At 73.8% G+C, this 24,347-nt stretch carries 25 protein-coding genes and 1 tRNA gene; 19 read left to right on the top strand and 7 right to left on the bottom strand.

The annotated features are described in order from the left end of the window. The first annotated feature begins 15 nt into the window (after positions 1–15). Together CP982_RS34205 and CP982_RS34210 are read left to right on the top strand one after the other, a co-directional pair. Positions 16–648, top strand: a complete 633-nt coding sequence (locus tag CP982_RS34205; protein ID WP_150513999.1) for a helix-turn-helix domain-containing protein — start codon at positions 16–18, stop codon at positions 646–648. Positions 649–676: 28 nt separating this feature from the next. After that, positions 677–793 (top strand): DUF6126 family protein, encoded by a 117-nt coding sequence (locus CP982_RS34210; protein ID WP_037827059.1) that lies wholly within the window; start codon positions 677–679, stop codon positions 791–793. A gap of 90 nt (positions 794–883) precedes the next feature. On the opposite strand, the gene CP982_RS34215 is transcribed toward CP982_RS34210, so the two are convergent. Beyond that, positions 884–1,681 carry a tyrosine-protein phosphatase gene (locus CP982_RS34215; protein ID WP_150514000.1) on the bottom strand — a complete coding sequence of 266 codons (798 nt, stop codon included), beginning with the start codon at positions 1,679–1,681 and terminating at the stop codon, positions 884–886. Positions 1,682–1,925: 244 nt separating this feature from the next. Here CP982_RS34215 and CP982_RS34220 point away from each other — a divergent pair, with 244 nt between their 5' ends. The 3 genes from CP982_RS34220 to CP982_RS34230 all read left to right on the top strand — a co-directional run bounded on the left by CP982_RS34220 (position 1,926) and on the right by CP982_RS34230 (position 5,875). Then, positions 1,926–4,037: an alpha-galactosidase gene (locus CP982_RS34220; protein WP_150514001.1), complete on the top strand. Its 2,112-nt coding sequence runs from the start codon at positions 1,926–1,928 to the stop codon at positions 4,035–4,037. Positions 4,038–4,146: 109 nt separating this feature from the next. After that, on the top strand, positions 4,147–4,950 hold the full coding sequence (locus CP982_RS34225; protein WP_150514002.1) for an SGNH/GDSL hydrolase family protein: 804 nt from the start codon (positions 4,147–4,149) through the stop codon (positions 4,948–4,950). A gap of 166 nt (positions 4,951–5,116) precedes the next feature. Further along, on the top strand, positions 5,117–5,875 hold the full coding sequence (locus tag CP982_RS34230; protein WP_150514003.1) for an SIMPL domain-containing protein: 759 nt from the start codon (positions 5,117–5,119) through the stop codon (positions 5,873–5,875). A gap of 4 nt (positions 5,876–5,879) precedes the next feature. Here CP982_RS34230 and CP982_RS34235 read toward each other — a convergent pair whose 3' ends face one another. The 3 genes from CP982_RS34235 to CP982_RS34245 all read right to left on the bottom strand — a co-directional run bounded on the left by CP982_RS34235 (position 5,880) and on the right by CP982_RS34245 (position 8,396). Beyond that, a complete protein-coding gene (locus tag CP982_RS34235) occupies positions 5,880–6,488 on the bottom strand; it encodes a TetR/AcrR family transcriptional regulator (protein ID WP_150514004.1) in 609 nt (202 codons plus the stop codon). Next, positions 6,482–7,735 (bottom strand): glutamate dehydrogenase, encoded by a 1,254-nt coding sequence (locus tag CP982_RS34240; RefSeq protein ID WP_150514005.1) that lies wholly within the window; start codon positions 7,733–7,735, stop codon positions 6,482–6,484. The genes CP982_RS34235 and CP982_RS34240 overlap by 7 nt, the downstream gene beginning before the upstream one ends. A gap of 82 nt (positions 7,736–7,817) precedes the next feature. Beyond that, positions 7,818–8,396: a carboxymuconolactone decarboxylase family protein gene (locus CP982_RS34245; RefSeq protein WP_150514006.1), complete on the bottom strand. Its 579-nt coding sequence runs from the start codon at positions 8,394–8,396 to the stop codon at positions 7,818–7,820. Between the two features lie 192 nt (positions 8,397–8,588). Here CP982_RS34245 and CP982_RS34250 point away from each other — a divergent pair, with 192 nt between their 5' ends. The 12 genes from CP982_RS34250 to CP982_RS34305 all read left to right on the top strand — a co-directional run bounded on the left by CP982_RS34250 (position 8,589) and on the right by CP982_RS34305 (position 20,389). Next, positions 8,589–9,767: an MBL fold metallo-hydrolase gene (locus CP982_RS34250; RefSeq protein ID WP_229879363.1), complete on the top strand. Its 1,179-nt coding sequence runs from the start codon at positions 8,589–8,591 to the stop codon at positions 9,765–9,767. Between the two features lie 345 nt (positions 9,768–10,112). Continuing rightward, positions 10,113–11,966, top strand: a complete 1,854-nt coding sequence (locus CP982_RS34255) for a sensor histidine kinase (protein WP_150514008.1) — start codon at positions 10,113–10,115, stop codon at positions 11,964–11,966. 81 nt (positions 11,967–12,047) lie between these two features. Continuing rightward, positions 12,048–12,482: a roadblock/LC7 domain-containing protein gene (locus CP982_RS34260; protein ID WP_150514009.1), complete on the top strand. Its 435-nt coding sequence runs from the start codon at positions 12,048–12,050 to the stop codon at positions 12,480–12,482. Positions 12,483–12,484: 2 nt separating this feature from the next. Next, positions 12,485–12,856: a DUF742 domain-containing protein gene (locus CP982_RS34265; protein WP_138962816.1), complete on the top strand. Its 372-nt coding sequence runs from the start codon at positions 12,485–12,487 to the stop codon at positions 12,854–12,856. Then, the gene (locus CP982_RS34270; protein WP_030688235.1) at positions 12,834–13,430 is read left to right on the top strand and encodes a GTP-binding protein; all 597 of its coding nucleotides are present in this window, start codon (positions 12,834–12,836) and stop codon (positions 13,428–13,430) included. Before CP982_RS34265 ends, CP982_RS34270 begins: the two co-directional genes overlap by 23 nt. 16 nt (positions 13,431–13,446) lie before the next feature. Further along, positions 13,447–14,094 carry a GAF domain-containing protein gene (locus CP982_RS34275; protein WP_150514010.1) on the top strand — a complete coding sequence of 216 codons (648 nt, stop codon included), beginning with the start codon at positions 13,447–13,449 and terminating at the stop codon, positions 14,092–14,094. Positions 14,095–14,218: 124 nt separating this feature from the next. Next, positions 14,219–15,403, top strand: coding sequence for a Gfo/Idh/MocA family protein (locus CP982_RS34280; protein WP_150514011.1), 1,185 nt, complete (start codon positions 14,219–14,221; stop codon positions 15,401–15,403). Positions 15,404–15,585: 182 nt separating this feature from the next. Further along, entirely contained in the window at positions 15,586–16,614 is a 1,029-nt protein-coding gene (gene tdh, locus CP982_RS34285) for an L-threonine 3-dehydrogenase (RefSeq protein WP_150514012.1), read from the top strand. A 70-nt stretch (positions 16,615–16,684) separates the two neighbouring features. Further along, positions 16,685–17,893, top strand: a complete 1,209-nt coding sequence (locus CP982_RS34290) for a glycine C-acetyltransferase (protein WP_150514013.1) — start codon at positions 16,685–16,687, stop codon at positions 17,891–17,893. A 130-nt stretch (positions 17,894–18,023) separates the two neighbouring features. Then, the gene (locus CP982_RS34295) at positions 18,024–18,929 is read left to right on the top strand and encodes a LysR family transcriptional regulator (protein WP_150514014.1); all 906 of its coding nucleotides are present in this window, start codon (positions 18,024–18,026) and stop codon (positions 18,927–18,929) included. A gap of 79 nt (positions 18,930–19,008) precedes the next feature. After that, positions 19,009–19,983 (top strand): alpha/beta fold hydrolase, encoded by a 975-nt coding sequence (locus CP982_RS34300; protein ID WP_150514015.1) that lies wholly within the window; start codon positions 19,009–19,011, stop codon positions 19,981–19,983. 49 nt (positions 19,984–20,032) lie between these two features. Then, positions 20,033–20,389: an MmcQ/YjbR family DNA-binding protein gene (locus CP982_RS34305; protein ID WP_150514016.1), complete on the top strand. Its 357-nt coding sequence runs from the start codon at positions 20,033–20,035 to the stop codon at positions 20,387–20,389. A gap of 46 nt (positions 20,390–20,435) precedes the next feature. Here CP982_RS34305 and CP982_RS34310 read toward each other — a convergent pair whose 3' ends face one another. Beyond that, a complete protein-coding gene (locus CP982_RS34310; RefSeq protein ID WP_150514017.1) occupies positions 20,436–21,368 on the bottom strand; it encodes a transketolase family protein in 933 nt (310 codons plus the stop codon). Between the two features lie 54 nt (positions 21,369–21,422). Continuing rightward, the gene (locus tag CP982_RS34315) at positions 21,423–22,145 is read right to left on the bottom strand and encodes a transketolase (RefSeq protein ID WP_150514018.1); all 723 of its coding nucleotides are present in this window, start codon (positions 22,143–22,145) and stop codon (positions 21,423–21,425) included. A gap of 126 nt (positions 22,146–22,271) precedes the next feature. Here CP982_RS34315 and CP982_RS34320 point away from each other — a divergent pair. Then, a tRNA-Pro gene (locus tag CP982_RS34320) sits at positions 22,272–22,345 on the top strand. Positions 22,346–22,419: 74 nt separating this feature from the next. On the opposite strand, the gene CP982_RS34325 is transcribed toward CP982_RS34320, so the two are convergent. Further along, positions 22,420–23,211: a VOC family protein gene (locus CP982_RS34325; RefSeq protein WP_150514019.1), complete on the bottom strand. Its 792-nt coding sequence runs from the start codon at positions 23,209–23,211 to the stop codon at positions 22,420–22,422. 198 nt (positions 23,212–23,409) lie between these two features. Between CP982_RS34325 and CP982_RS34330 the strand changes: the two genes are divergently transcribed. Beyond that, positions 23,410–23,973, top strand: coding sequence for a hypothetical protein (locus tag CP982_RS34330; RefSeq protein ID WP_150514020.1), 564 nt, complete (start codon positions 23,410–23,412; stop codon positions 23,971–23,973). Positions 23,974–24,347: the final 374 nt, after the last annotated feature.

The raw sequence follows: 24,347 nt of genomic DNA on the forward strand, positions 1-24,347 counted from the left end.
GGCTCAATCGACGGTATGAGCCCTGCCACCCCGGACGACGGCACCGCGGCCGACGCGCTGCCCGCCGTCGCCCCGCAACTGCGTGAGCTGCGCCGCCGTGCCGCGCTGACCCTGGAGGCCGCCGCCCGGGCGGCCGGGCTCTCGCCCGCGCACCTGTCCCGTCTGGAGACCGGCCAGCGCCAGCCGTCCCTGCCGATGCTGCTCGCACTCGCCCGTACCTACGGTACGACGGTCTCCGAGCTCCTCGGCGAGACGCCCGCCGACCGGGACGCCGTCGTGCGCGCCCCGGACATGGAGCCCACCGCCGCGGGCGGCTGGACGTACTGGCAGGCGGGCTCCCCGGGCCGGGGCATGCAGGCGCTGCGCGTGCACGTGCCGCACGGCGCGCAGGGCGACATCGTGCGCGTGCACCCGGGGGAGGAGTGGCTGTACGTCCTCCGGGGCCGCCTTCGTCTGCGGCTCGGGGACACCTCGTACACCCTCGCGCCCGGCGACAGCGCGCACTTCGACTCGCTGACGCCGCACCGGATCGCCGCCGTGGACCACGGCGGCGCCGACCTCCTCTTCGTCCACACCTTGCTGCAGAGCCCCGCCGCCGCGCTCTGCCTCGGCGGCCCTATCGAGGGAGACCGACATGACGGAACCTGAACCGCAGCAGCCCGCACGCCGCATGTCCATGGAGGAGAAGTTCCCGCGCGCCCTGTGGGTGCGCCTCATCGTCTACGTCGCCGTGGGCCACCTGTTCGCGGGCTTCATCTACCTGCTGTTCGTCCTCGGCGGACAGAACCAGTGACGCTTCGCTGGAACTGCCGTCGATCGCCTGCGGGTCGTCCGTGGCTGGTCGCGCAGTTCCCCGCGCCCCTTCGGGGTGCTACCGCACCGCTCAGTCGAGCAGTCGCTCGCGCAGCCGCTCGCGCGTCGCAGGCGCGAGGCCGAGCCCCCGGGTGAGGTAGGTCTCGGTGTCGCCCCACGTCTGCTCGATGGTGGCGAAGGCCGCCGCCAGATACTCGGCGCGGGCGTCGAACAGCGGGCTCAGGAGCTCCATGACCTCGGCCGACATGGCGTCCGGCGAGGTGCTGCTGCGGTGCACCTTGTAGCGGCGGTGCGCCGCGTTCGACTCCAGGTAGTCCGCCTCGATCGCCTCGCGCTCCACGCCGACGGCGAGCAGCGCGACGGCGATCGACAGGCCCGCGCGGTCCTTGCCCGCCGCACAGTGCATCAGCGCGGGCACGCTGTCCTCGGCGAGCGCGTGCAGCACCCGGCCGTGCTCGGCCGTGCGCTCCCGGATGATCGTGCGGTACGAGGACGCCATGCGCTCGGCGGCCTTGCCGTCGGACAGGATCGAGCGCAGCTGGTCCAGGTCGCCGTCGCGCACCATCTTCCAGAACTCGGCGCCGTCGGCGGGGTCGGTCAGCGGTAGATTCACGTTGCGCACGCCCGGCAGCTCCACGTCCGGGCCCTCGAGGCGCTGGTCCGCGGCGTTGCGGAAGTCGAAGACCGTGTGCAGGCCGAGCGACGCGAGGAACACGGCGTCGGCGGCGGTGGCGTGTGCGAGGTGCCCACTGCGGAAGAGCACGCCGTGCCGGACCCGGCGGCCGTCGACGGTCGGAAGCCCGCCCACGTCACGGAAGTTGCGCACACCGGCAAGCTCGGGTTCGGTCGACGGAACCTGCTGCGTCACGGGCTCTCCTCTGGGTCGGGGCTGGTCGCCGCTCGTCGGACCGGCCGGGATCGGGGCACCGCGCGGCTCGCCGCGGCGTCCGTCGGCGGCCGGTGGTTGCGCCTTCGACGATACGACACGGGTTCCTGAGGCAATCAGTCGTGGCGGAGCGCGCACGGGCGTTGCCCCGGTGGTCGCACGGGCTCGAAGATGTGCGTACGCCCGCGCGGCTGTTGAGATCTGTCAGAGGACCTGTGGGGGTTTGATGATCGAGGTCGGCGAGGACGGTCGTATGTGGCTCCTCTCGGGGCCCACCAGCAGCTACGCGCTCCGCCTCACCGGCAGTGACGAACTGCTGCACCTGCACTGGGGCCCGCGGATCGCCCTGGCCGACGCCGAGGCCCTGGCCGCCGCGCCGCTGCCGCCCGAGCGGCCCTTCGAGTCCCGCCTCGACGGGCACGAGGAGTACCCCGTGGAGGGCGGCCCGCGCTTCGTGCGGCCCGCGCTCTCGGTGCGCGGCGGCGGGGTGCGGGGCACGGAGTGGCGGTTCGCGAGCGCCTGGCACGACGCGGACGAGCTCCAGCTGAACTTCACCGACCCCGTGCACCACCTGGCGGTGCTGCTCGACTACCGCCTGCGCGCCGACGTGGTCGAGCGGTACGCGGTCGTCATGCACCAGGGGCCCGCCGGGTCGCCCGACGTGGAGCTGCTGCGCGCCGACTCGGCCACCTGGACCCTGCCGCGCCGCGAGCGCTGGCGCCTGTCCCAGCTGCACGGGCGCTGGGCCGCGGAGTCGCGCCTCGTGCGCTCCGGGCTCACGTACGGGGAGCGGGTCATCGGCAGCCGCCGGGGGCACACCGGGCACCAGCACCTGCCCTGGGTGGCGCTCGACGCCGACGGCGCCACCGAGGAGCACGGTGAGGTCTACGGCTGCGCGCTCGGCTGGTCCGGGTCGTGGCGCGTCGCGGTGCACCAACTCCCGGACGGCGCCGTGCAGATCACCGGCGGCTCGGGGCACGACGACTCGGGACAGCAGGTGCTCGCGCCCGGCACGGCGGTCGTCACGCCGGTGTTCGCCGGCCTGTGGAGCGACGGCGGCTTCGGCGGGGCGAGCCGGGCCTGGCACGCCTACCAGCGCGCGCACGTCATCCCGGACGCCGACGAGGTGCGGCCGGTGCTCTACAACTCCTGGGAGGCCACCGGCTTCGACATCTCCGACGAGCAGCAGCGGGACCTCGCGGAGCGGGCCGCCGAGATGGGCGTCGAGCTGTTCGTCGTCGACGACGCGTGGTTCGGCCGGCGCGTCAGCGACCGGGCCGGGCTCGGCGACTGGACGCCGAACCCGCAGCGGTTCCCGGGCGGCCTGAAGCCGCTCGCGGACCACGTCCGCGGCCTGGGCATGCGGTTCGGGATCTGGGTGGAGCCGGAGATGGTGAACGCGGACAGCGACCTGTACCGCGCGCACCCCGACTGGGTGCAGCACCACCCGGGCCGCACCCGTACGGAGTTCCGCAACCAGCTCGTCCTCAACGTCGCGCGGAAGGACGTGCGGGAGCATCTGTGGGAGCGGCTGGACGCGCTGCTCTCCGGCGCCCCGATCGACTATGTGAAGTGGGACTTCAACCGCTGCTTCACGGACCCCGGCTGGCCCGGGGAAGCCGACCCGCAGCGGCTGTGGTCCGCGCACGTGCACGCCGTCTACGACCTCATCGACCGGCTGCGGGCCGCGCACCCCTCCGTCGCCTTCGAGTCCTGCTCTGGCGGCGGCGGCCGGGTCGACCTCGGCATCATCGCCCGTACCGACCAGGTGTGGACCTCGGACAACACCGACCCGGCGGACCGCCTCGCCATCCAGCACGGGTTCAGTCAGGTGCACCCCGCGCGCGTGATGGCCGCCTGGGTCACCGACAGCCCCAACACCCAGCTCAACGGGCGGGTCAGTTCGCTGCGGTTCCGGTTCGTCAGCGCCATGGCCGGGGTGCTCGGCGTCGGCGGCGACCTCACCCGGTGGAGCCAGGCGGAGCTGGCCGAGGCGCGCGGCTGGGTGGAGCTGTACAAGGAGATCAGGCCCGTCGTGCAGCTCGGCGACCTCTACCGGCTCCGGGCGCCCGACGAGGGGCTCGGCGCGGTGCAGTACGTGCGGGGCGACGAGGCCGTCGTGCTCGCCTGGCTGCGGGCGCAGGCGTACGGCGAACGACCGCCGCCGGTGCGGCTGCGCGGGCTCGACCCCGCGGCGGCGTACGCGTGCCGGGACACCGGCGCGGTGCACCGGGGCGCGGTCCTGCTGCACCACGGCCTGCACACGGGCCTCAGCGGGGATCTGGACGCCGCGGTGTTCCGGCTGCGACGGGTCGCGGCTGCCTCATCGGCACCGTAGGCCGCTGTATTCCGGGTTGGTGCAATCTTGACCAATGGCTTATCTCACGCCACGTCAACCCCATATTACGGTGGCGTAGGTCACTTGACGGAAGGAAAGATGGGGCGATGTGACAGCAGAGTCGACACCCTTCGTCAAGAACGTATCCACCGAGACCATCACCTCCTACGCAGCGGTCGGCGACAGCTTCACCGAGGGCGTGGGGGACCCCGGGCCCGACGGGACCTTCGTCGGCTGGGCCGACCGGCTGGCCGTGCTGCTCGACGACCTGGTACCGGAGCACACCTTCCGCTACGCGAACCTCGCGGTGCGCGGCAAGCTGCTCGACCAGATCGTCGCGGACCAGGTGCCGAGGGCCAAGGAGCTGGCCCCCGACCTGGTGACGTTCGCCGCTGGCGGCAACGACATCATCCGGCCCGGCACCGACCCGGACGAGGTGGCCGAGCGCTTCGAGCGGGCCGTCGCCGACCTCTCGTCGGCCGTCGGCACCGTCGTGGTGACCACCGGCTTCGACACCCGCGGCGTGGCCCTCCTCAAGCATCTGCGCGGCAAGATCGCCACGTACAACGGCCACGTCCGCGCGGTCGCCGACCGCTACGGCTGTCCGGTGCTCGACCTGTGGTCGCTGAAGACCGTCCAGGACCGCCGGGCCTGGGACACCGACCGCCTGCACCTGTCGCCCGACGGCCACACGCGCGTGGCGCTGCGCGCGGCCCAGGTGCTCGGCATCCCCGTGCCCGCCGACCCGGACCAGGCGTGGCCGCCGCTGCCGCCGCGCGGCGCTCTCGAAGAGCGCCGCGACGACATCCACTGGGCGCGCGAGCACCTGGTGCCGTGGATCGGGCGGCGCCTGCGGGGCGAGTCCTCGGGCGACCACGTGGCGGCGAAGCGGCCGGACCTGATGCCGCTCTAGGCACACGACCGGTCCGCGCGGGGGTGGACCGGTGAGGTGACAGGACGGGAGTGGCGTCCTCGCGCGCGTGCGCGCGCGTGCTGGGATGGCGGCCAGCCGTCCCCCGCGGGGCGGCGGGCCGCCCCGTGCGGGGCGGATGACCGCCACACCGGAAGGACCCCCGCCCATGCCGTCACGCCCGTACGCGCCCGTACGTCCGCTCGCCACCGCCCTGCTCGCCCTCGCGGCGCTCGGGTTCGGCGCCGCGCCCGCCGGGGCCGCCGCGCCGTCCGCCGAGGCGCCCGCCGCCGCGGCCCAGCGCAACCCCGCCACCGTCACGGTCACCGGCACCGGCTCCGCGAGCGCGGCGCCGGACCTGGCCGTGGTCAGCATGGGCGTCGAGGTGACCGCGCCGACCTCCCAGAAGGCGCTCGCCGCGCAGAACACCGCCGCGCGTGCGCTGCTCGCCGCCGTGCGCGAGCAGGGCGTCGCCGAGCGCGACGCCCGCACCGAGAGCCTGTCCCTTTCGGCCGTCTACAAGGAAGACGACGGCGCGTCCAAGCTGACCGGGTACCGGGCCGCCCAGTCGTTCTCGCTGACCGTGCGCGACCTCGCCGCCACCGGCCGGGTCATCCAGGCCGCGATGGATGCCGCCGGTGACGCGGGCCGCGTCCACGCCGTGGCCTTCGACGTCGCCGACAAGCGGGAGCTGCGGTCCAAGGCCCGCGCGGCCGCACACGACGACGCGCGCGCCAAGGCGGAGCAGTACGCGCGGCTGACCGGCCGCCCCCTCGGCCGCCTCGTCTCGCTCAGCGAGAGCGACGGCGGCGGCCCGCGGCCGATGGCCGTGCCCGTGGAGGCCGTCACCAAGGACCAGGGCGTCCCGGTCGCGCCCGGGGAGATCGAGGACCAGGTGACGCTCACCGCGGTGTACGAGCTGGGCTAGCCCCTCAGTCCCGCAGGTCACCCACGGACAGGCCGAGCTCCCGGGCGAGCGCCTCGTCCGTCCAGGCGCGGGCGCGGGCCCGGGACACCGCGCCGTACGCCGTGAGCTGCACGGCCAGGCCGTCGAGCAGCGCCGTCAGACGCAGGGCCGCGCCCATCGGGTCGGGGCAGCGGAACTCGCCCGCGGCCACGCCCTCCGCGATGACCTCGGCGAGCGCCGCCTTCCAGCGCTGGTCGAGGTCGCGCGTCACCTCCCGCAGGGCGGGCTCGCGCACGGCCGCGGTCCAGCCCTCGATCCACAGCCGCCAGCCCTTGGCCTGCCCCGTCGGCGCGTACCAGCGCACGGCGGCCCGCAGCCGGCGCAGCGCGGACGTCCGGCGGCGCAGCAGCTTGTCGAGCCGGGCCAGGTCGGCCTCGGCGGCGTGCGCGAACGCGGCGGCGACCAGCTCGTCCTTGGTCGAGAAGTGGTACAGCACGAGCGCGTTGCTCACCCCGAGCGCGGCCGCGACGTCGGCGATGCGCACGGCCGCCACGCCGCGCGCCTCGATCTGCTCGACGGTGGCGGCCAGCAGCTCCACCCGCCGCTCCGCCACGCTCAGTCGTACTCTCACCACGCCCCGCACCCTACCCAGCGGGGCGTCGCGCGCCTCCGGCGGACGTGGGCGGGGGCGCCCCTGCCGAAGCGCTCGGCGATCTCCGGAAGCCGGTCGGCCGCCAGGGCGTGGGCGGCGGCCCGGGGCGTGCAGCCGTCGCGCTCCGCGCGCGTGAGCACCTGCCCGACCAGCGCGCGCATGGCGCGACGCGTATGGGCGAAGGCCTCACCCGCCTTGTCGGGGGCGTCGCCGATGTCGCCGAACAGGGTCCACCACCACCAGGCGTTCGTGCCGGAGTTCACGACGACGTCCGGCAGGACCGTGACGCCGCGCGCGGCGAGCAGCCGCTCCGCCTCCGGGAGCACCGGCATGTTCGCGGCCTCGGCGATCCAGCGCGCCGTGACCCGCTCCTGGTTCGCCGCGTCGATCGCGTACGACACGGCGGCGGGCACCAGGACCTCCGCGTCGGCGGCGAGCCAGGCGTCGTCCGGCAGCTCGCGGTCGCCGGGGCGCAGCGCGGCGCGGTCGACGGTGCCGTACGCGTCGCGCGCGGCGAGCAGCGCCTCCACGTCGAGGCCCGCGGGGTTGGCGATGGTGCCTTTGATGTCGGCGACGGCCACCACCGGGAGGCCCGCGCGCGCGAGGAAACGGGCGGTGGCGCCGCCCATCGTGCCGAGGCCCTGCACGGCCACGCGCGCGTGGCGGTGGTCCGCGCCCGCCGCGTCCAGGGCGGTGAGGACGGACTCGGCGACGCCGCAGCCGCCCACGAGCGCGTCCAGGCCGATCCCGCCGACCTCGACGGCGAAGGCCTCCGCGAGCCGCCGCCGCGCCGCGGCCGCGTCGTCGAGCAGCGGGTAGACGGCCTGCACGGTGGAGGCCAGGCCCGCGTCGGCGGCGGCCCGGTCCACGACGTCCTGGCTCAGGCCGAGGTCCTCGCCGGTGTTCCAGAGGGCCTCGACGTACGGCCGCGTCGCCCGCAGATAGCGCACCAGCAGGCCGTAGGCCTCGGGGGCGCGCGGATCGCAGTCGATGCCGCCCTTGGCGCCGCCGAGCGGGACGTACCGCGCCGCCGGGTCGTAGTGCAGGGCCTCCTTCATGGTCATGCCGCGGGCGAGCCCGGTGACCTCCTGGAGGGTGCAGCCCGGCCGCATCCGCAGACCGCCGCTGCACACGCCGCGCACCAGGCGGTCGACGACGAGGAAGCCCTGGCGGCCGGTGACGTGGTCGGTCCACGTCAGCGAGATCAGGGGCTCGGGCGGCACGGGCATGCGGACTCCTGTACGGGCTGCTGCGGCACTGGCTACTGACCGATCATTCAGTAGCCAGTACAGCACGGCCGGACCGCGCCGGTCACAGGGCGTGCTGCGCTTCGCCCGCCGGGGCCTCGCGCAGGTCGCAGGAGTCCTTGAAGCCCTGACTGGTCAGGCCCATCGCGGAGTTGAAGCGCGAGCGCAGGTTCTCCACCGCCACGATCATCGTCAGCTCGACGAACGCGGCATCGCCGAGCTCGCGCAGCAGCCGCCCGGCCAGCTCGTCGTCGACCTCCGGCGGGTTCGCGGTCATCGCCTCCGCGTACGCCATGACGTCGCGCTCCAGGGGCGTGTACACGTCGCTCTCGCGCCACACCGGCACGCCGTGCAGCTTGCGCGGGTCCATGCCGAGCCGGTGGCCCTCCCAGTAGCCGAAGTCCATGCACCAGGAGCAGCCGATGGAGGCCGCCGACGCCATTACCGCGAGCTCCTTCAGGCCCGCGTCCAGCCTGTCCCACTTGGCCACGGACTGCTCGAAGCGGAGATACGACCACAGGACGCGGCGGTGGTGGGACATCGCCTTGCCCGGGTCCAGGACCTTGCCGTAGGCGCGCTTCGAGTACCACTCCATGATCCGGAAGAACAGGGTGCGGGGCGGGGTGAGCGAGATGCGGGCCATGGGAGCCACCTCCACGTCGTGCGCGGCGTCCTTCGCCGTCGTACCGATGTGACGGACCCGGGGTGCGCGGATGTGACATCGGGGGCCCGTGCGGCGGTCCGCACGGCCCGCGCGCCCCGGCCCCGGCGGTCGTTGTCAGCGGTGGCGCACATAATGGGGAGGCCTGAGCAGCCCTGTTTCTGGAGGTGCGCCGTGTCCCGGTCCCTGAGCCCCCTGCTCCGCTCCCTGCGGACGCCCGCGTTCGGCGCGGATCCGGCCGGTGACCGGCTCGCCCGCATCCACAGATCGCCGAATTTCGAGAACGGATCGTTCCGGAACCCGGTGGGGGCGCGCACCAGGCCCTCCGGCTCCGCCCTGGAGTTCGCCAAGGTCTATTTCCGCCGCGAGGAGCGGTCCCGGCGCGCTCCCGCGGGCCATGTGCCGGTGCACGCCACGACCCTGGCGGACCTCGCCAAACCTCCGGCGAGCGGCCTCAGGCTCACCTGGATGGGGCACTCCAGCGTCCTCGCCGAGATCGACGGGCGCCGGGTGCTCTTCGACCCCGTGTGGGGCGAGCGCTGCTCGCCCTTCGCCTTCGTGGGGCCCAAGCGCCTGCACCCGGTGCCCCTGCCGCTGGCGGCGCTCGGCCCGGTCGACGCGGTCGTCATCTCGCACGACCACTACGACCACCTGGACCTGCCCAGCATCAAGGCCCTCGCGGGCACGGACACGGTGTTCGTGGTGCCGCTCGGCGTCGGCGCGCACCTGGAGCGCTGGGGCGTCCCCGCGGACCGGCTGCGCGAGCTCGACTGGCACGAGTCCACGGACGTCGCGGGCCTGACCCTGACGGCGACGCCCGCCCGCCACTTCTGCGGCCGCGGGCTGCGCAACCAGCAGCACACCCTGTGGGCGTCCTGGAGCGTCACGGGCCCCGAGCACCGCGTCTTCCACAGCGGTGACACCGGATACTTCCCGGGCTTCGCGGACATCGGCGCCGCCTACGGCCCGTTCGACGCCACGATGATCCAGATCGGCGCGTACTCCGCGTTCTGGCCGGACATCCACATGAGGCCCGAGGAGGGGGTGCGGGCCCACCTCGACCTCCAGGGCGGACGGCCGCACGGCGTGCTGCTCCCGATCCACTGGGCCACGTTCAACCTCGCGCCGCACGCCTGGTCGGAGCCGGGCGAGGGCACGCTCGCCGCCGCGCGCGCCGCGGGCGCCCCGGTGGCGCTGCCCATCCCCGGCGAGCCGTTCGAGCCGACGTCCGACGCGGTGCCCGACGCCCCGTGGTGGCGCGAGGTCGCCGTCGCGCCGGAGGGCGGCTGGAGCGACCACGGCCCCGGCCCCGCCCTGGACGCGGCGGACCAGGAGACCGCACCCGTCGGCTGACGGCGGACGCCGGGGGAGCGGGCGGCTCCACGGGGGGCGCGACCCCGGCCCGCGCCCCCGCCGGGAACTGGCGTCCGACGCACACCCAGTGCGGCGGACACCTCCGCGCTCGCGCTGACGTACGACACATTTCGTCCTCTCGTACGACGCGTCATACCAGAGCGGGACGCTGGGCACCGGACTTTGTCAACTGCCCACCGCACGTGATGTCGTGACGACTACCGTGAGTGGCCGTCGGGCGACGCAGGGATCACATCTTCGGCCTGCCGGCCGGCACCGCGATGCCATCGACGAGGTGCCGCAGCGGACCGCTGCGGCACACGTCGCTACGTACCGAGGACGCTGATGTCTCACCTTCGCGCACCGGCAGCACGCGCAGACCGCCGCGAGGGCGGACGGCACGGACGCTCCGGGAGCCGCGCCGCGCCGCCGCCGCCCGAGACGCGCATACGGCTCCAGCTGATGCGCATCGCCGTGCTGCCCGCCGTCGCCGTCGGCCTGTGCGGCTGTGCCGCCGTGCTCTTCATGATCCGCGCCGCCGGGGCCCGGCCGCAGCCGCCGCTGCTCGCCCTGCTCGGCGCGGCCGCCGGGCTCGGCGTCCTCGGCATCGTCGTCGCCGCGGTGGCCGCCGACCGGGCCGCGCGGTCCCTGCGCGACCGCGTCGTCGCGCTGCGCCGCACCACCGCGCGCGGCCAGGCCGACCTGCGCGAGGTCGTCGAGCGGCTGCGCCACGGCGACACCCCGGCGGTGCGCGAGCCCGGTGCCCGTCCCGCGCCGGCCAAGGACGAGTTCGGCCTGCTCGCCGACGAGCTGGCCCGCGCCCACGAGGGCGCCCTCACCGCCGTCGTGCAGGCGTCCCGCCTCTCCGGCCGGGCGGGCAACGAGCAGAAGGTCGAGGTCTTCGTGAACCTCGCCCGGCGCCTGCAGTCGCTCGTCCACCGCGAGATCTCGCTCCTGGACGAGCTGGAGAACTCCGTCGAGGACCCCGAGCTCCTCAAGGGCCTCTTCCACATCGACCACCTGGCCACCCGCATCCGGCGGCACGCCGAGAACCTCGCCGTGCTCGGCGGCGCCGTGTCGCGCCGCCAGTGGAGCAGGCCCGTGTCCATGACGGAGGTGCTCCGCTCCTCCATCGCCGAGGTCGAGCAGTACTCGCGGGTCAAGCTGGTGCCGCCCGTCGACGGCACCCTGCGCGGCCACGCCGTCGCCGACGTCATCCACCTGCTCGCCGAACTCGTCGAGAACGCCACGGTGTTCTCCGCGCCGCACACCCAAGTCCTGCTGCGCGCGGGCCGGGTGACGTCCGGCCTCGCCGTCGAGGTCGAGGACCGCGGCCTCGGCATGCCCGTCGCCGAGCAGACCAGGATGAACCAACTCCTCGCCGACCCCGACCAGGTCAACGTCGCGAGCCTGCTCCAGGACGGCCGCATCGGCCTGTTCGTGGTCGCCGCCCTCGCCCGCCGCCACGGCATCGCGGTGCGCCTCCAGACCAACATCTACGGCGGCGTCCAGGCGGTCCTGATCCTGCCCCAGGGGCTGCTCGGCGCCGAACAGGACGCCGCGTCGGCCCCCCGCGGCGGCGCCTCCGCGGCCCACTCCGCCCCGGGCACCGCCCCCGGCACCGTCCGCGAACCGGCCGCCGCGCCCACCCCGCACCCGGCCGCCGCACCCCCCGAGCAGCCCCCCCACGCGCCGTACCGGAACGGCACCGCGCGCCCCGCCGCGGCCGCCCCCGAGGCCCCGCAGGCCCCCCAGACCCCCGCGCACCGCGCCGGGAGCACGGCCGGCACCACCCCGCCCGCCCCGCTCCCCGTCCGCGGCCCGCGCGGCGACCGGCCCACCCCCGCCGAAGCCCTGCCCGGCATCCGCCCCGAGGACCGGAGCGTCACCGCCGAGCACACCGCCGCCCCGCCCGTGCCCCGCAACGGCGCCGTGCGCGGCCGGGTCGGCAAACCCCAGCTGCCCCGCCGCCGCGCCCAGGAACACCTCGCGCCGCAGCTGCGCGACGCCCGCGCCCCGCGCACGGCGGACGACCAGCTCGTCGGCCACGACCCGGGCCTGATGGCCGCCTTCCAGCGCGGCATCGGCCTCGCTCAGGCGGCCCAGGCCCGGGACGCCCTGCCCGACCACGAAGTCAGCGTGCCCCCGGGGCCCGGCGACAGAGCCGACCGCACCGGCAGGAGCGACCAGGGCGGCTGACCCGCACCACCCCCCACCCCGTCTGCCCCGCGGACGTTCGAGAAGCTCTCGAACCCGTACTTTCCAAGGAGTCGATCCACCATGGCGAGCGATGTGCCGACCGGCCAGGTATCCGATCTCGACTGGCTGATGAGCGGCCTCGTCCAGCGCGTGCCGCACACCCACAGCGCCGTCCTGCTCTCCTGCGACGGACTCGTGAAGTCGGTCCATGGCCTCGACCCGGACAGCGCCGACCACATGGCCGCGCTCGCCTCAGGGCTCTACTCGCTCGGGCGCAGCGCGGGCGTCCGCTTCGGCGACGGCGGCGACGTGCGGCAGGTGGTCGTGGAGCTGGACTCCACCCTGCTCTTCGTGTCCACCGCCGGTTCCGGCACCTGTCTCGCCGTGCTCGCCGGGCGGGAGGCGGACGCCGCGGTGCTCGGGTACGAGATGGCGATGCTGGTCAAGAGCGTCCGCCCGTACCTGGTCACAGCGCCGCGTCAGCCCGCCAGTGAGCCCGCGTCGATGAGGCGCTGAGCGTGGGGGCCCCGCACGACGGGCCATGGCTCGACGACGCCGCAGGGCGGCTCATCCGCCCGTACACGGTCAGCAACGGACGCACCAGGCCGACCACGCGGCTCGACCTGCTGTCCCAGGTGAGGGCGACCGGCACCACCCCCGCCGGCTACCTCGGCCCGGAGCACGCCCTGGCCCTCGGCATGTGCGAGGCACCCACGTCGGTGGCGGAGATCGCCGCCCAGCTGAAGCTGCCCGTGGCGGTGACCAAGGTGCTCCTGTCCGACCTCGTCGACTGCGGGGCGATCACCACCAGAGCCCCGGACTTCTACCACAACCCGACTGACCGGTCCCTGTTGGAGGCAGTGCTCGATGGACTACGACGACAGCTCTGACGCCTTCCCCACCGCGCTGAAGATCCTCGTGGCGGGTGGGTTCGGGGTCGGCAAGACGACCTTCGTGGGCGCGGTCAGTGAGATCGCGCCGCTGAGTACGGAGGAACTGCTCACCACGGTCAGCGAAGCCACCGACGACCTGTCGGGCGTGGAGAACAAGACCACGACGACCGTCGCCATGGACTTCGGACGCATCACGCTCGACCCCGAACACGTCCTGTACCTGTTCGGCACGCCCGGACAGGAACGGTTCTGGTTCATGTGGGACGAGCTGTCCGAAGGGGCGCTCGGCGCGGTGGTGCTCGCCGACACCCGGCGCCTGGAGGACTGCTTCGCCGCCGTCGACTTCTTCGAGCAGCGCGGCATGGGATTCATCGTCGCCGTCAACGAGTTCGACGGCGCCTACCGCTACGAGCCCGAAGAGGTCCGCACCGCCATCGACCTGGACCCGCAGGTGCCGGTCGTGCGCTGTGACGCGCGGATCTCCAGCTCCGGCATCCAGACGCTGCTCACGCTCGTCCGCCACCTGCTCGCCCACGCCCCCGCCACGCCCACGTCGGGGGCCCACACATGACCCATGGAGCACGCACATGATGTACGAAGCGACCGGCCGTCTGCTGGTGACCCCGGTGGACAAGGAGGCGCCGGCGCGGGTGCGCAGGCTGCGGGAGCTTGGCCTCGGCGCGCGGGCCGAGCCCGGGCTCGACGCCTTCGCCGACCGGCTCGCCCGGGTCATGGACGCGCCGTACGCCATGGTCAACTTCATCGACGAGGAAGGGCAGTTCTTCGCCGGACTGCACCGGACCGAGGGGGCGCCGCCCGAGCCCGGGACGCCCGGGCTCGGGGTGAACGGGGTGAACGGGGTGAACGGGGTGAGCCGCGGGGAGCCGGACGAGCCCGGCGTGACGGCGGCACCGTTCTCCGAGCGCCACCTGGCACGGGACCGCGGCTACTGCCCGCACGTGGTGGTGCGGGGCAAGGCGCTGGTCCTGGAGGACGTCTGCGACTACCCCCGGTTCGCGGGCAACCCGGTCGTCGACGAGTTCGGGGTCAGGTCCTATCTGGGCGCGCCGCTGATCGACAGGACCGGGATCGCGCTCGGCACGGTGTGCGTGGTGGACGTGGAGCCCCGGCCGTGGGGGAGGGCCGGGCTCGACACGATCAAGCCGATGGCGGCGGAGCTGGTGGATTGGATCCACCTGCGCGAGGCCGAGGGGGAGCCGGGCGCGGCCCTGTGACACCCCGCGGGGCGCTTCCCCAGGACGGTACGTTGACGGTACAAGGACATGGCTCTACGGTGCGAGGCCCCTGACGGAGACCCGCCCCGCCGCCTGTGCGGGGCCCCACCGAAAGGCACACCGCATGACGGACCTCCGCCTCGGCGTCCTCGGCTACGGACTGCGCGGCTCGCTCGCCCGCACCGCCCACCGCCCCGGCGCGGGCGCCCGCGTCACCGCGCTCGCCGACCCCGACGAGGCCGCGCGCACCCGCGCGGCCCAGGACCTCCCCGGTGTCCGCACGGCCCCGGACCCGCGCGAGGTCATCGAGGCCCCGGACGTGGACGCCGTCCTCGTCCTCACGCCCGACCACACCCACGAGCCCCTCGCCCGCGCGGTGCTGCGCGCGGGCAAGCCGGTCTTCGTCGAGAAGCCCCTGGACGTGAGCGTCGAGGCGAGCGACGCGATCCTGCGGACCGCGTACGAGACCGGCACGCGCCTGTACGTGGGGCACAACATGCGCCACATGCCGGTCGTGCGCCTGATGCGGGACATCGTCGCGCGCGGCGAGATCGGGGCCGTCAAGACCGTCTGGGTGCGCCACTTCGTGGGCTACGGAGGCGACTGGTACTTCAAGGACTGGCACGCCGAACGGCAGTACACCACGGGCCTGTTGCTCCAGAAGGCCGCCCACGACCTCGACGTCGTGCACTGGATCGCGGGCGGCTACACCCGCCGCGTACAGGCGCTCGGCGACCTCATGGTCTACGGCGACATCCCGCACCGCCGCGCGCCGGGCGAGCCCCGGCCCGACGGCGGCCCCGTCGAGGACGGCCCCTGGCCGCCGCGCGCCCAGCGGGACCTGAACCCCGTGATCGACGTGGAGGACGTGTCCCTGGTCAACCTCCGCCTGGACAACGGCGTGCTCGCCGCCTACCAGCAGTGCCACTTCACCCCCGACTACTGGCGCAACTACACCGTCATCGGCGACGCCGGGCGCCTGGAGAACTTCGGCGACGGCCCCGGCGGCGTGGTCAGGGTCTGGAACGGCGGGCGTTCGCTCCACCGCGGCGAGGGCGACGCCGAGTACGCGATCGGGGGCTCCCCGGACGCGTACGGACACGGCGGCGCCGACCCGCTGATCATCGACGAGTTCCTGCGCTTCGCCCGTGACGGCGGGCGCACCGACACCTCGCCGGTGGCCGCGCGCATGGCCGTCGCCGCGGGCGCCGGGGCGACGCGGTCGCTGCGGGACGGCGGCGGCCCGCAGGAGGTGCCGCCGCTCGACGAGGAGCTGGTCGCGTACTTCGAACGGGGGCAGGCGCGCTGACCGCGGGCGCCCCTGAGGTTGACGCGGGGCCCGGTGCGCCTGGGGTCTGAAGGAAAGCTGCGGCCGCGGTTAAGAAATCCTCGATGGACCCGTGGCGTGACGTAGGGAAGATTGCTGTGCGGATGTGATCGGTGGGACGCCGGTCGCCCACCCTCCCTAGGTCACACGACAGGAGCCGTGGCGTGAAGGCGCTGGTCAAGGAGAAAGCGGAGCCCGGGCTCCGTCTCATGGAGGTACCGGAGCCGGTCATCGGCCCCGGTGACGTCCTGATCAAGGTGCTGCGCACCGGGATCTGCGGGACCGATCTGCACATCCGGGCCTGGGACGGCTGGGCGCAGCAGGCGATCTCGGCCCCCCTGATCGTCGGGCACGAGTTCGTCGGCGAGGTCGTCGAGACCGGCCGGGACGTCGCGGACGTCACGGCGGGCGACCTGGTCAGCGGCGAGGGCCACCTGGTGTGCGGCAAGTGCCGCAACTGCCTGGCCGGACGGCGCCACCTGTGCCGCGCCACGGTCGGGCTCGGCGTGGGGCGCGACGGCGCGTTCGCGGAGTACGTCGCGCTGCCCGCGAGCAACGTCTGGGTGCACCGGGTGCCGGTCGACCTCGACATAGCGGCGATCTTCGACCCGTTCGGCAACGCCGTGCACACCGCCCTGTCCTTCCCGCTGGTCGGCGAGGACGTGCTGATCACCGGAGCCGGGCCGATCGGCCTGATGGCCGCCGCCGTCGCGCGGCACGCGGGCGCCCGCAACGTCGTCGTCACCGACGTCAGCGAGGAGCGCCTGGTGCTCGCCCGCAAGGTCGGCGTCAGCCTCGCCCTCAACGTCGCCGACGCGACGATCGCCGACGGCCAGCGGGAGCTGGGCCTGCGCGAGGGCTTCGACGTGGGCCTGGAGATGTCCGGCAACCCGCGCGCGATGCGCGACATGGTCGCCAACATGACCCACGGCGGCAAGATCGCCATGCTCGGCCTGCCGTCCGAGGAGTTCGCGGTCGACTGGGCGCGGATCGTCACTTCCATGATCACGATCAAGGGCATCTACGGCCGCGAGATGTTCGAGACGTGGTACGCGATGTCCGTGCTCCTCGAAGGCGGCCTCGACCTCTCGCCCGTCATCACCGGCCGCTACGGCCACCGCGACTTCCAGGAAGCCTTCGACGACGCGGCGAGCGGCCGCGGCGGCAAGGTCATCCTCGACTGGACCGCCTGACCCGTGGACCGCCCGACCGCCTGACCCGGGCCCCGCCCACCCGCCTCACGAACTCCCGAAGGACTCCTCGATGTTCGACTCCGTACGCGACGACCTCGCCGCCACCCTCGACGAGATCCGCGCCGCAGGCCTGCACAAGCCCGAGCGGGTCATCGGCACCCCGCAGTCGGCCACCGTCGCCGTCACCGCGGGGGGCCGCCCCGGCGAGGTGCTGAACTTCTGTGCGAATAACTACCTCGGCCTCGCCGACCACCCCGAGGTCATCGCCGCCGCCCACGAGGCGCTCGACCGCTGGGGCTACGGCATGGCCTCCGTGCGCTTCATCTGCGGCACCCAGGAGGTCCACAAGGAGCTTGAGGCGCGCCTGTCGGCGTTCCTCGGCCAGGAGGACACGATCCTCTACTCCTCCTGCTTCGACGCCAACGGCGGCGTCTTCGAGACGCTCCTCGGGCCTGAGGACGCGGTGATCTCCGACGCCCTCAACCACGCCTCGATCATCGACGGCATCCGGCTCTCCAAGGCCCGCCGCTTCCGCTACGCCAACCGCGACATGGCCGACCTGGAGAAGCAGCTCAAGGAGGCCGCGGAGGGCGGCGCCCGGCGCAAGCTGATCGTCACCGACGGCGTCTTCTCCATGGACGGCTACGTCGCCCCGCTGGCGGACATCTGCGACCTCGCCGAGCGCTACGACGCCATGGTCATGGTCGACGACTCGCACGCCGTCGGCTTCGTCGGCCCCGGCGGCCGGGGCACCCCCGAACTGCACGGCGTCATGGACCGCGTCGACATCATCACGGGCACCCTCGGCAAGGCGCTCGGCGGCGCCTCCGGCGGCTACGTCGCCGCCCGTGCCGAGATCGTCGCGCTGCTGCGCCAGCGCTCGCGCCCCTACCTGTTCTCCAACACCCTCGCCCCGGTGATCGCCGCCGCTTCGCTGAAGGTCCTCGACCTCCTTGAGGCGGCCGGTGACCTGCGGGACCGCCTCGCCGCGAACACGCAGCTGTTCCGCTCCCGGATGACCGCCGAGGGCTTCGACGTGCTGCCCGGCGACCACGCCATCGCGCCCGTCATGATCGGGGACGCGGCGAAGGCCGGACGCATGGCCGAGCTGCTCCTGGAGCGCGGCGTGTACGTCATCGGCTTCTCCTACCCGGTGGTGCCGCAGGGGCAGGCCCGCATCCGGGTGCAGCTGTCCGCGGCGCACTCCACGGCTGACGTGGACCGGGCCGTCGACGCGTTCGTCGCCGCGCGCGCCGAACTGGACTCGGCCGGGGTCTAGTGCCCCGCAGGGCCCTTCTCCCGCCCGCCCCTTCATCGCGCTGCGCGCTCGTCCTCAAACGCCGGACGGGCTTGGTTGTTGCGTCGGCGCGTTCGTTGTCGGGTGCCGGGCGGGTGAGAGAATCGGGGGCATGATCGAAGCACGGCGGTTGCACATCTTGCGCGCGGTGGCCGACCACGGCACCGTCACCGCCGCGGCCGCCGCCCTCTATCTCACCCCGTCCGCCGTGTCGCAGCAGCTCACCGCGTTGGAGCAGGAGACGGGGCACCGGCTCGTGGACCGGTCGGCGCGGGGCGTCCGGCTCACGCCCGCGGGCGAGATCCTGCTCGCGCACACGAACGCCGTGCTCGCCCAGCTGGAGCGGGCCGAGGCCGAGCTGGCCGCGTACAGCTCCGGCGCGGCCGGGACGGTGACGCTCGCGGCGTTCGCGACCGGCATCGGCCTGGTCGTGGCGCCCGCCCTGAACCGGCTCGCCGAGACCGCGCCCGGCATCCGGGTGCGCGTCCAGGACGCCGAGGGCGACGCCAGCCTGCCGATGGTGCTCGACCGGCAGGTGGACGTGGCGGTGGCCGTGGAGTACCGCGGCGCGCCGGGCGCCGACGACGCGCGCCTGACACGCGTACCGCTGTACGCCGAACCCTTCGACGCGGTGCTCCCCGTGACGCACCCGCTGGCCGACGGCGGCCGGGTGCCGCTCGCCGGCCTCGCCAAGGACGTGTGGATCGGGCCCTTCCCCGGCAACCCCTGCCACGACGTGGTGGTCCTCGCCTGTGAACAGGCAGGCTTCCAGCCGGTCATGGAACACACGTCGGACGACTTCCGCGCGGTGGTCGCCCTGGCGTCGGCGGGCGCGGGCGTGGCTCTCGTGCCCCGCTCCGCCCTGCGGGGCATGGACGTGACGGACGTGGCGGTCCGGCCCGTGGACGGGATCGCCCCCACGCGACGCGTGTTCGCCGCCGTGCGCTGCGGGGCGGAGGAACACCCCCTGATCGCCCCGGTGCTCGCCGCCCTGAGGGACGCCGCGGCCGAGGACTAGAGGGTTCGCACCGCAGGGGCGGGGGGAGACGGTCGGGACAGAGAGCCGAGAGCCGCAGCGTCTGACAGGGGACTCCTTGATGCCCGACCGCGAGCACGCGCGCGTGACACCCGTGACCCACACCGCGGGGCTGCTGACCGCGCCGGACGGCGTACCCGTCGCCACGTACACCTGGCAGCCCCGCGACGGCAGGCCCCGCGCCTTCGTCCAGATCGCCCACGGAGCCGCCGAACACGCCCTGCGCTACGACCGCTTCGCCCGCCACCTCACCGCGCACGGCTACGGCGTGGTGGCCTCCGACCACCGGGGGCACGGCGCGACCGCCCAGGCCACCGGGGGCTACGGGGTCGCGGACGCCGGGCCGGACGACGGGCCCGACGCGTGGCGGGCGATCGTGGGCGACCTCAAGGCCGTCGGCGACCAGGTCCGGGCCCTGTACCCCGGCGCCCCGGTGGTGCTGCTCGGGCACAGCCTCGGCGCGATGCTCGCCCGGGACTACGCCCAGGAGCACGCGGACGGGCTCGCGGGCCTCATCCTCTCCGGCACGTTCCGCTCGCTGCCCGGCGCGGAGACCGAGTCGGCGCTCGCGCGGCTGCGGGCCGAGGTCGCCGCCGGCGGGCGCGCGGCCCGCTCCTCCTTCGTCCCCGAGCTGTTCGCCGCGTTCAACGGCGCGCACCCGCACCGCACCGGCTTCGAGTGGCTCTCGCGGGACGTGGCCGAGGTCGACGCGTACGTGGCCGACGAGCGCTGCGGCTTCCCGTTCTCGGCGGGGCTCTCGCTGGACTGGGTGCGCGCCGTCCGCAAGATCAACGACCCGCGGCGGCTGGCCCGTGTCCCCGCGGACCTGCCCGTCCACATCGCCGTGGGCACGGAGGACCCCTGCAACCAGGGCATGACGCTCGTGTACGAACTCCTGGAGGACCTCCGCTACGCGGGCGTGCGCGACCTCGGCTGGAAGGGGTACGAGGGCGCGCGGCACGAGATCCTGAACGAGACCAACCGCGACGAGGTGCACCGGGACCTGACGGAGTGGCTGGACGCGCGCGTGGGGTGAGGACGGGCTCCAGGGGTGGCTGTCAGAGGCGTTGGTTACCGTTCCTTCCATGGTCAACGCCGACGACGTACGCCGTACCGCCCTCGCTCTGCCGGACACGACGGAGAAGATCGCCTGGAGCATGCCGACCTTCCGGGTCGCGGGCAAGATGTTCGCCACGGTCCCCGAGGACGAGACGTCCATCGCCGTGCGCTGCCCGAAGCTGGAGCGGGACGAGCTGGTGCTCGCCGAGCCCGAGAAGTTCTGGATCGCCGAGCACGAGGCGTCCTTCGCGTGGGTGCGGGTGCGGCTCGCCGCGCTCGACGAGCGGGAGCTGCGCGTCATCCTCGCCGACTCCTGGCGCCAGGCCGCGCCCACGCGCCTGCTCGACGCGCACCCGGGGCTCGGGGTACCCGCAGCGGACTAGCCCTCGCGGAGCGCCCCCGTGGCGGGGCAGGGGCGCCCCGTGAGGGTCAGGCCCGGGCCCCCGCGCCGAGGAAGCCCGTGATGCGGGTGCGGAGGGTGGCCGGGTCCAGGCCGTGGGCCCGGAGGTGGTCGTCCTGGCGGCCGTAGCGGCGCAGCTCCGCGCGGCCGACGCCGAGCCCGAGAACCCGGTGCGGCACGTCGACGAGCGCGTCGTTCGCGGCGGCCGTGGACGTCCCGGCGAGGTACGGCTCGACGAGGACGACGTCGGCCGAGGTGCCCGCCCCGACGGCCCGCCGCAGCGCGTCCGCGTCGAAGGGCCGCACCGTCGTCGCGTACAGGACGGTGACGTCGAGCCCCTCCGTCGCCGCGAGGACGTGGTCGAGCATCGGGCCGACGGCGACGACCACGCCCCCGCGCCCCTCCCGCACGGTGAGGAAGCGCTTGCCGTCCACGGGCATCGGCGCCGCGTTGGACTGCACCGACAGGCGTACGTAGGCCTTGTCGTCGGACGGCACCGCCCCGGCCCCCGTGCCCACGGCGTGCCGCAGGAGCGTCTCGGCCTCGTCCGGGTGGCCCGGGACGTGCACGGCCCAGCCGTCCAGGGTGTCCAGGACCCCGACGTCACCCGGGGCCATGTGCGTGAAGCCGCCCTCGGGCCAGTCGAACGACGCCGCCGCGCTGACGAGCACCCCGCCCACGCCCTGGTGCCCGAAGTCCAGCTTGATCTGCTCGAAGGGCCGCTCCACGAGGAAGCTCGCGAAGGTGTGCACGACGGGCCTGAGGCCCGCGAGCGCCAGGCCGGCCCCGGCGCCCACGAGGAGCTGCTCGCGGATGCCGACGTTGATCACCCGGTCCGGGTGCGCGCGCATCGCCTCCTTGAAGGCGTCCACGCCGATCTCGGCGAGGACGACGGCGACGCGGGGATCCTCGTCGAGCAGCCGGGTCATGACGGGGGCGAAACGGTCACGCATGGTGTCCATGGGGGAGAGGTCCTTCCACAAGAGGCGGGTGCGGGGTGGTGGCGCGGCGGGCGGTCAGGCGGACTCGGGCTCGCCCGCGAACTCCTTGGACTCGACGCGGGCCACGACCACGTGCGGACGCCCGGGGTGCGGTGCGGTGAAGGCCGCGTACAGGGCGTCGTGGTCCCGGCCGTCGACGGTCAGCGCGGACCAGCCCGCGGCCTCGAAGCGGGCGGCGATGCCGCCGGGGCGCGCGTACGAGGCGGAGGCGTTGTCGATCACGAGGGTGTGCAGCCGCTCCAGGCCCGCGGGCCCGGCGTAGGCGATGGCCTCGTGGTTGCTGCCCTCGTCCAGCTCGGCGTCCCCGACGAGCACCCACACGTGCGGGTCGGTGAGCCCGCGGGCCTTGAGGCCGAGGGCGGTGCCGACCGCGAGGGGCAGGCCGTGCCCGAGCGAGCCGCTGCCGATCTCGGCGCCCGGGACGAGCAACCGGTCCGGGTGGTGCCCGAGCGGCGAGTCGTACGAGCCGAAGCCCTCCAGCCAGTCCACGGGCACGAAGCCCTTGGCGGCGAGGACCGCGTAGTACGCCATCGGCCCGTGCCCCTTGGAGAGCAGGAACCGGTCGCGCCCCGGATCGTCCGCGCCCTCGGGTGTGACCCGCAGCACACGGTCGTAGAGGACCCAGAGGGCGTCGAGGGTGGAGGTCGCCGCGGGACCGTGCTTCTCGTCGCCGGTCATCAGGGCCATCAGGCCGGGGAGGTCCGCGTAGGTGTGGGCGCGTGCCGTTGTGGTCGTCATGCGGACGAGCGTGCAACCTCAAGTGGAGTTGAGGTCAAGCCCGGAAAGGCGGGAGCGATCACCGGCCGGAGTGCGGTATGGTTTCGGTGCGCGTTCGGCCAGGGGAAAGCCCAGGTCAGCGGGTAACGGGACGTGGCGCAGCTTGGTAGCGCACTTGACTGGGGGTCAAGGGGTCGCAGGTTCAAATCCTGTCGTCCCGACAGAGATGTCGGTGAGAACCGCAACGAGGGGCCGTCCGTGAGGGCGGCCCCTTTCTGCTGCCCCGGGGCGCGCGTCACGTCAGCTTCGGCATCTCGCCCTCGGTCGTCGCCAGGTCGATCACGGAGAACGCGGCGCCCTGCGGATCGGCCACCGTCGCGAAACGGCCGAACGGCGAGGACATCGGACCGAAGTGCAGCTGTCCGCCGCTCCGCTTCACCAGCTCCACGGCGGCGTCGCAGTCGTCGACGCCGAAGTACACGTTCACGTGCGGCGGCACCTCGGCCGGCGACTCCGGGGGCATCTTCATGCGCCCCACGACCGGCCGGCCGTCCAGCTCCCACACGTGGAAGTCGACGTGCTCGTCCTCCATGCGCTTGACCTCGAAGGGGAACACGGCGGTGAAGAAGGCGTCCGCCTTCTCCGCCTCCCGCGTGGTGACCTCCGCCCAGCAGAACGCTCCCGGGGCGCCCATGAGCTCGAAGCCCCGGTGGCTGTCCGGCTGCCACGCGCTGAAGTACACGCCGCTCGGATCCTGCGCCGTGGTCATGGTGCCGAAGTCGCCGACGGGCATCGGCTCCATGAGGAGCGTGCCGCCGTTGTCGCGGATCCGGCCCGCGGTCGCGGCGATGTCCGGCGTCTCGAAGTACAGGTTCCAGGCGGGCGGCTGCCCGGCCGCGTCCGGCATCTGCGGCATCAGGGCCGCGACGGCCTTGCCGTCCTTGTACGCCTGCGTGTAGCCGCCGAACTCGGCCGAGCCCTCCGCGAAGGTCCAGCCGAACAGCTCGCCGTAGAAGTCCTTGGCCGCCCCGATGTCGGGGAACATGGCGTCCGCCCAGCAGGGTGAGCCCTCAGGATGCGTGGACATGGTGCTACGACCTCCCGCCCCCCTGGGATGGGACAGCGCGCTCCGGACGAGGTCATGCGCCCCCGCGGCAGGGCCGCGCTCCCTTCCACGCTAGGCGCAGGAGCGAGAACCGGCCAGCGGCCGAAGAATGCCCGCCGCCGCGGGGTGCAATGAATCGAAAGCTTGCGCGTGGTGCCACAATGGTGCGACGATGGCGCCATGGAACTCACGCGGTACGTCGACCATCTGCGGCAGGAGCTCGCCGCAGCGGTCGATTCGGGCGACGAGGAGACGCGCGACCTCGCCGGACGTCTGATCGCGCCGCTGGGTTCCGCCGTGCGCCTCACGCTCCTCGACGCCTTGTCGGCGGCCGTGGACGAGATCACCCGCGACATGGCGCCGGGCTCCGTCGAGGTCCGCCTGCGCGGGCTCGATCCGACCTTCGTGGTCACGCTGCCTCCGCAGGACCGTTCCTTCGGTGACGAGGGCGACCGGGACCACGACCGTGGGTCCCCGGGCGTGGCGCCACCCTTGGTGTCACTGGCGCCATTAATGGCGAACGGGGATGAGGGGGCGACCTCCCGCATCAACTTCCGGCCGCCCGAGCACCTCAAGGCCCGGATCGAGGAGGCCGCCGGCCGGGAGCAGCTGTCGGTCAACGCCTGGCTGGTTCGAGCGGTGTCCGCGACGCTGGAGTACGACGACCGCGGCCGCCGGATGGACCAGCGTGCCGCCCACGGCGCCCCGGCGGGCGCCCAGCGCTACACGGGCTGGGTGAACTGATCCGGTGACGCGCGGCCGAGCGCATCCGTGTCCGGTTCTCCTTCGGGGCGGGCCGCGCCCCTAGAAGCTTCGGCCCGCCGTGCTGCCGCGCGGCGGACCGATCCAGCGGCCCTGGAGACCGACCTCCCCCGGCGGTTTCCAGGGCCGCACCCTTCCGGCGTGTGCCGGAGATCTGATTATGCACGCAGTTCCAGTGAACTCGACCGTGCGGACCGCCTGTTGAGAAATCGGCCACATGCCTCGCGCCACCGCGGAGTGGCTTAGCCGGGAACCGTCGACGTCTCGCTCCAATTCCGGACGAACGTACCCCTGGGTGAATGAAGTGCGTACGGACGGACTCCGCTCCGAGGTATATCCGTGGAAGCCCCGTCATA

It is taken from the genome of Streptomyces spectabilis (assembly GCF_008704795.1).
Classification (GTDB): domain Bacteria; phylum Actinomycetota; class Actinomycetes; order Streptomycetales; family Streptomycetaceae; genus Streptomyces; species Streptomyces spectabilis.

Excerpts from the sequence above, each read along its gene's own strand:
- CP982_RS34205 (WP_150513999.1), top strand. The coding sequence starts at position 16 with ATGAGCCCTGCCACCCCGGACGACGGCACCGCGGCCGACGCGCTGCCC.
- CP982_RS34210 (WP_037827059.1), top strand. The coding sequence starts at position 677 with ATGGAGGAGAAGTTCCCGCGCGCCCTGTGGGTGCGCCTCATCGTCTAC.
- CP982_RS34220 (WP_150514001.1), top strand. The coding sequence starts at position 1,926 with ATGATCGAGGTCGGCGAGGACGGTCGTATGTGGCTCCTCTCGGGGCCC.
- CP982_RS34230 (WP_150514003.1), top strand. The coding sequence starts at position 5,117 with ATGCCGTCACGCCCGTACGCGCCCGTACGTCCGCTCGCCACCGCCCTG.
- CP982_RS34240 (WP_150514005.1), bottom strand. The coding sequence starts at position 7,735 with ATGCCCGTGCCGCCCGAGCCCCTGATCTCGCTGACGTGGACCGACCAC.
- CP982_RS34245 (WP_150514006.1), bottom strand. The coding sequence starts at position 8,396 with ATGGCCCGCATCTCGCTCACCCCGCCCCGCACCCTGTTCTTCCGGATC.
- CP982_RS34255 (WP_150514008.1), top strand. The coding sequence starts at position 10,113 with ATGTCTCACCTTCGCGCACCGGCAGCACGCGCAGACCGCCGCGAGGGC.
- CP982_RS34260 (WP_150514009.1), top strand. The coding sequence starts at position 12,048 with ATGGCGAGCGATGTGCCGACCGGCCAGGTATCCGATCTCGACTGGCTG.
- CP982_RS34270 (WP_030688235.1), top strand. The coding sequence starts at position 12,834 with ATGGACTACGACGACAGCTCTGACGCCTTCCCCACCGCGCTGAAGATC.
- CP982_RS34275 (WP_150514010.1), top strand. The coding sequence starts at position 13,447 with ATGATGTACGAAGCGACCGGCCGTCTGCTGGTGACCCCGGTGGACAAG.
- CP982_RS34280 (WP_150514011.1), top strand. The coding sequence starts at position 14,219 with ATGACGGACCTCCGCCTCGGCGTCCTCGGCTACGGACTGCGCGGCTCG.
- CP982_RS34290 (WP_150514013.1), top strand. The coding sequence starts at position 16,685 with ATGTTCGACTCCGTACGCGACGACCTCGCCGCCACCCTCGACGAGATC.
- CP982_RS34295 (WP_150514014.1), top strand. The coding sequence starts at position 18,024 with ATGATCGAAGCACGGCGGTTGCACATCTTGCGCGCGGTGGCCGACCAC.
- CP982_RS34300 (WP_150514015.1), top strand. The coding sequence starts at position 19,009 with ATGCCCGACCGCGAGCACGCGCGCGTGACACCCGTGACCCACACCGCG.
- CP982_RS34305 (WP_150514016.1), top strand. The coding sequence starts at position 20,033 with ATGGTCAACGCCGACGACGTACGCCGTACCGCCCTCGCTCTGCCGGAC.
- CP982_RS34310 (WP_150514017.1), bottom strand. The coding sequence starts at position 21,368 with ATGGACACCATGCGTGACCGTTTCGCCCCCGTCATGACCCGGCTGCTC.
- CP982_RS34315 (WP_150514018.1), bottom strand. The coding sequence starts at position 22,145 with ATGACGACCACAACGGCACGCGCCCACACCTACGCGGACCTCCCCGGC.
- CP982_RS34325 (WP_150514019.1), bottom strand. The coding sequence starts at position 23,211 with ATGTCCACGCATCCTGAGGGCTCACCCTGCTGGGCGGACGCCATGTTC.
- CP982_RS34330 (WP_150514020.1), top strand. The coding sequence starts at position 23,410 with ATGGAACTCACGCGGTACGTCGACCATCTGCGGCAGGAGCTCGCCGCA.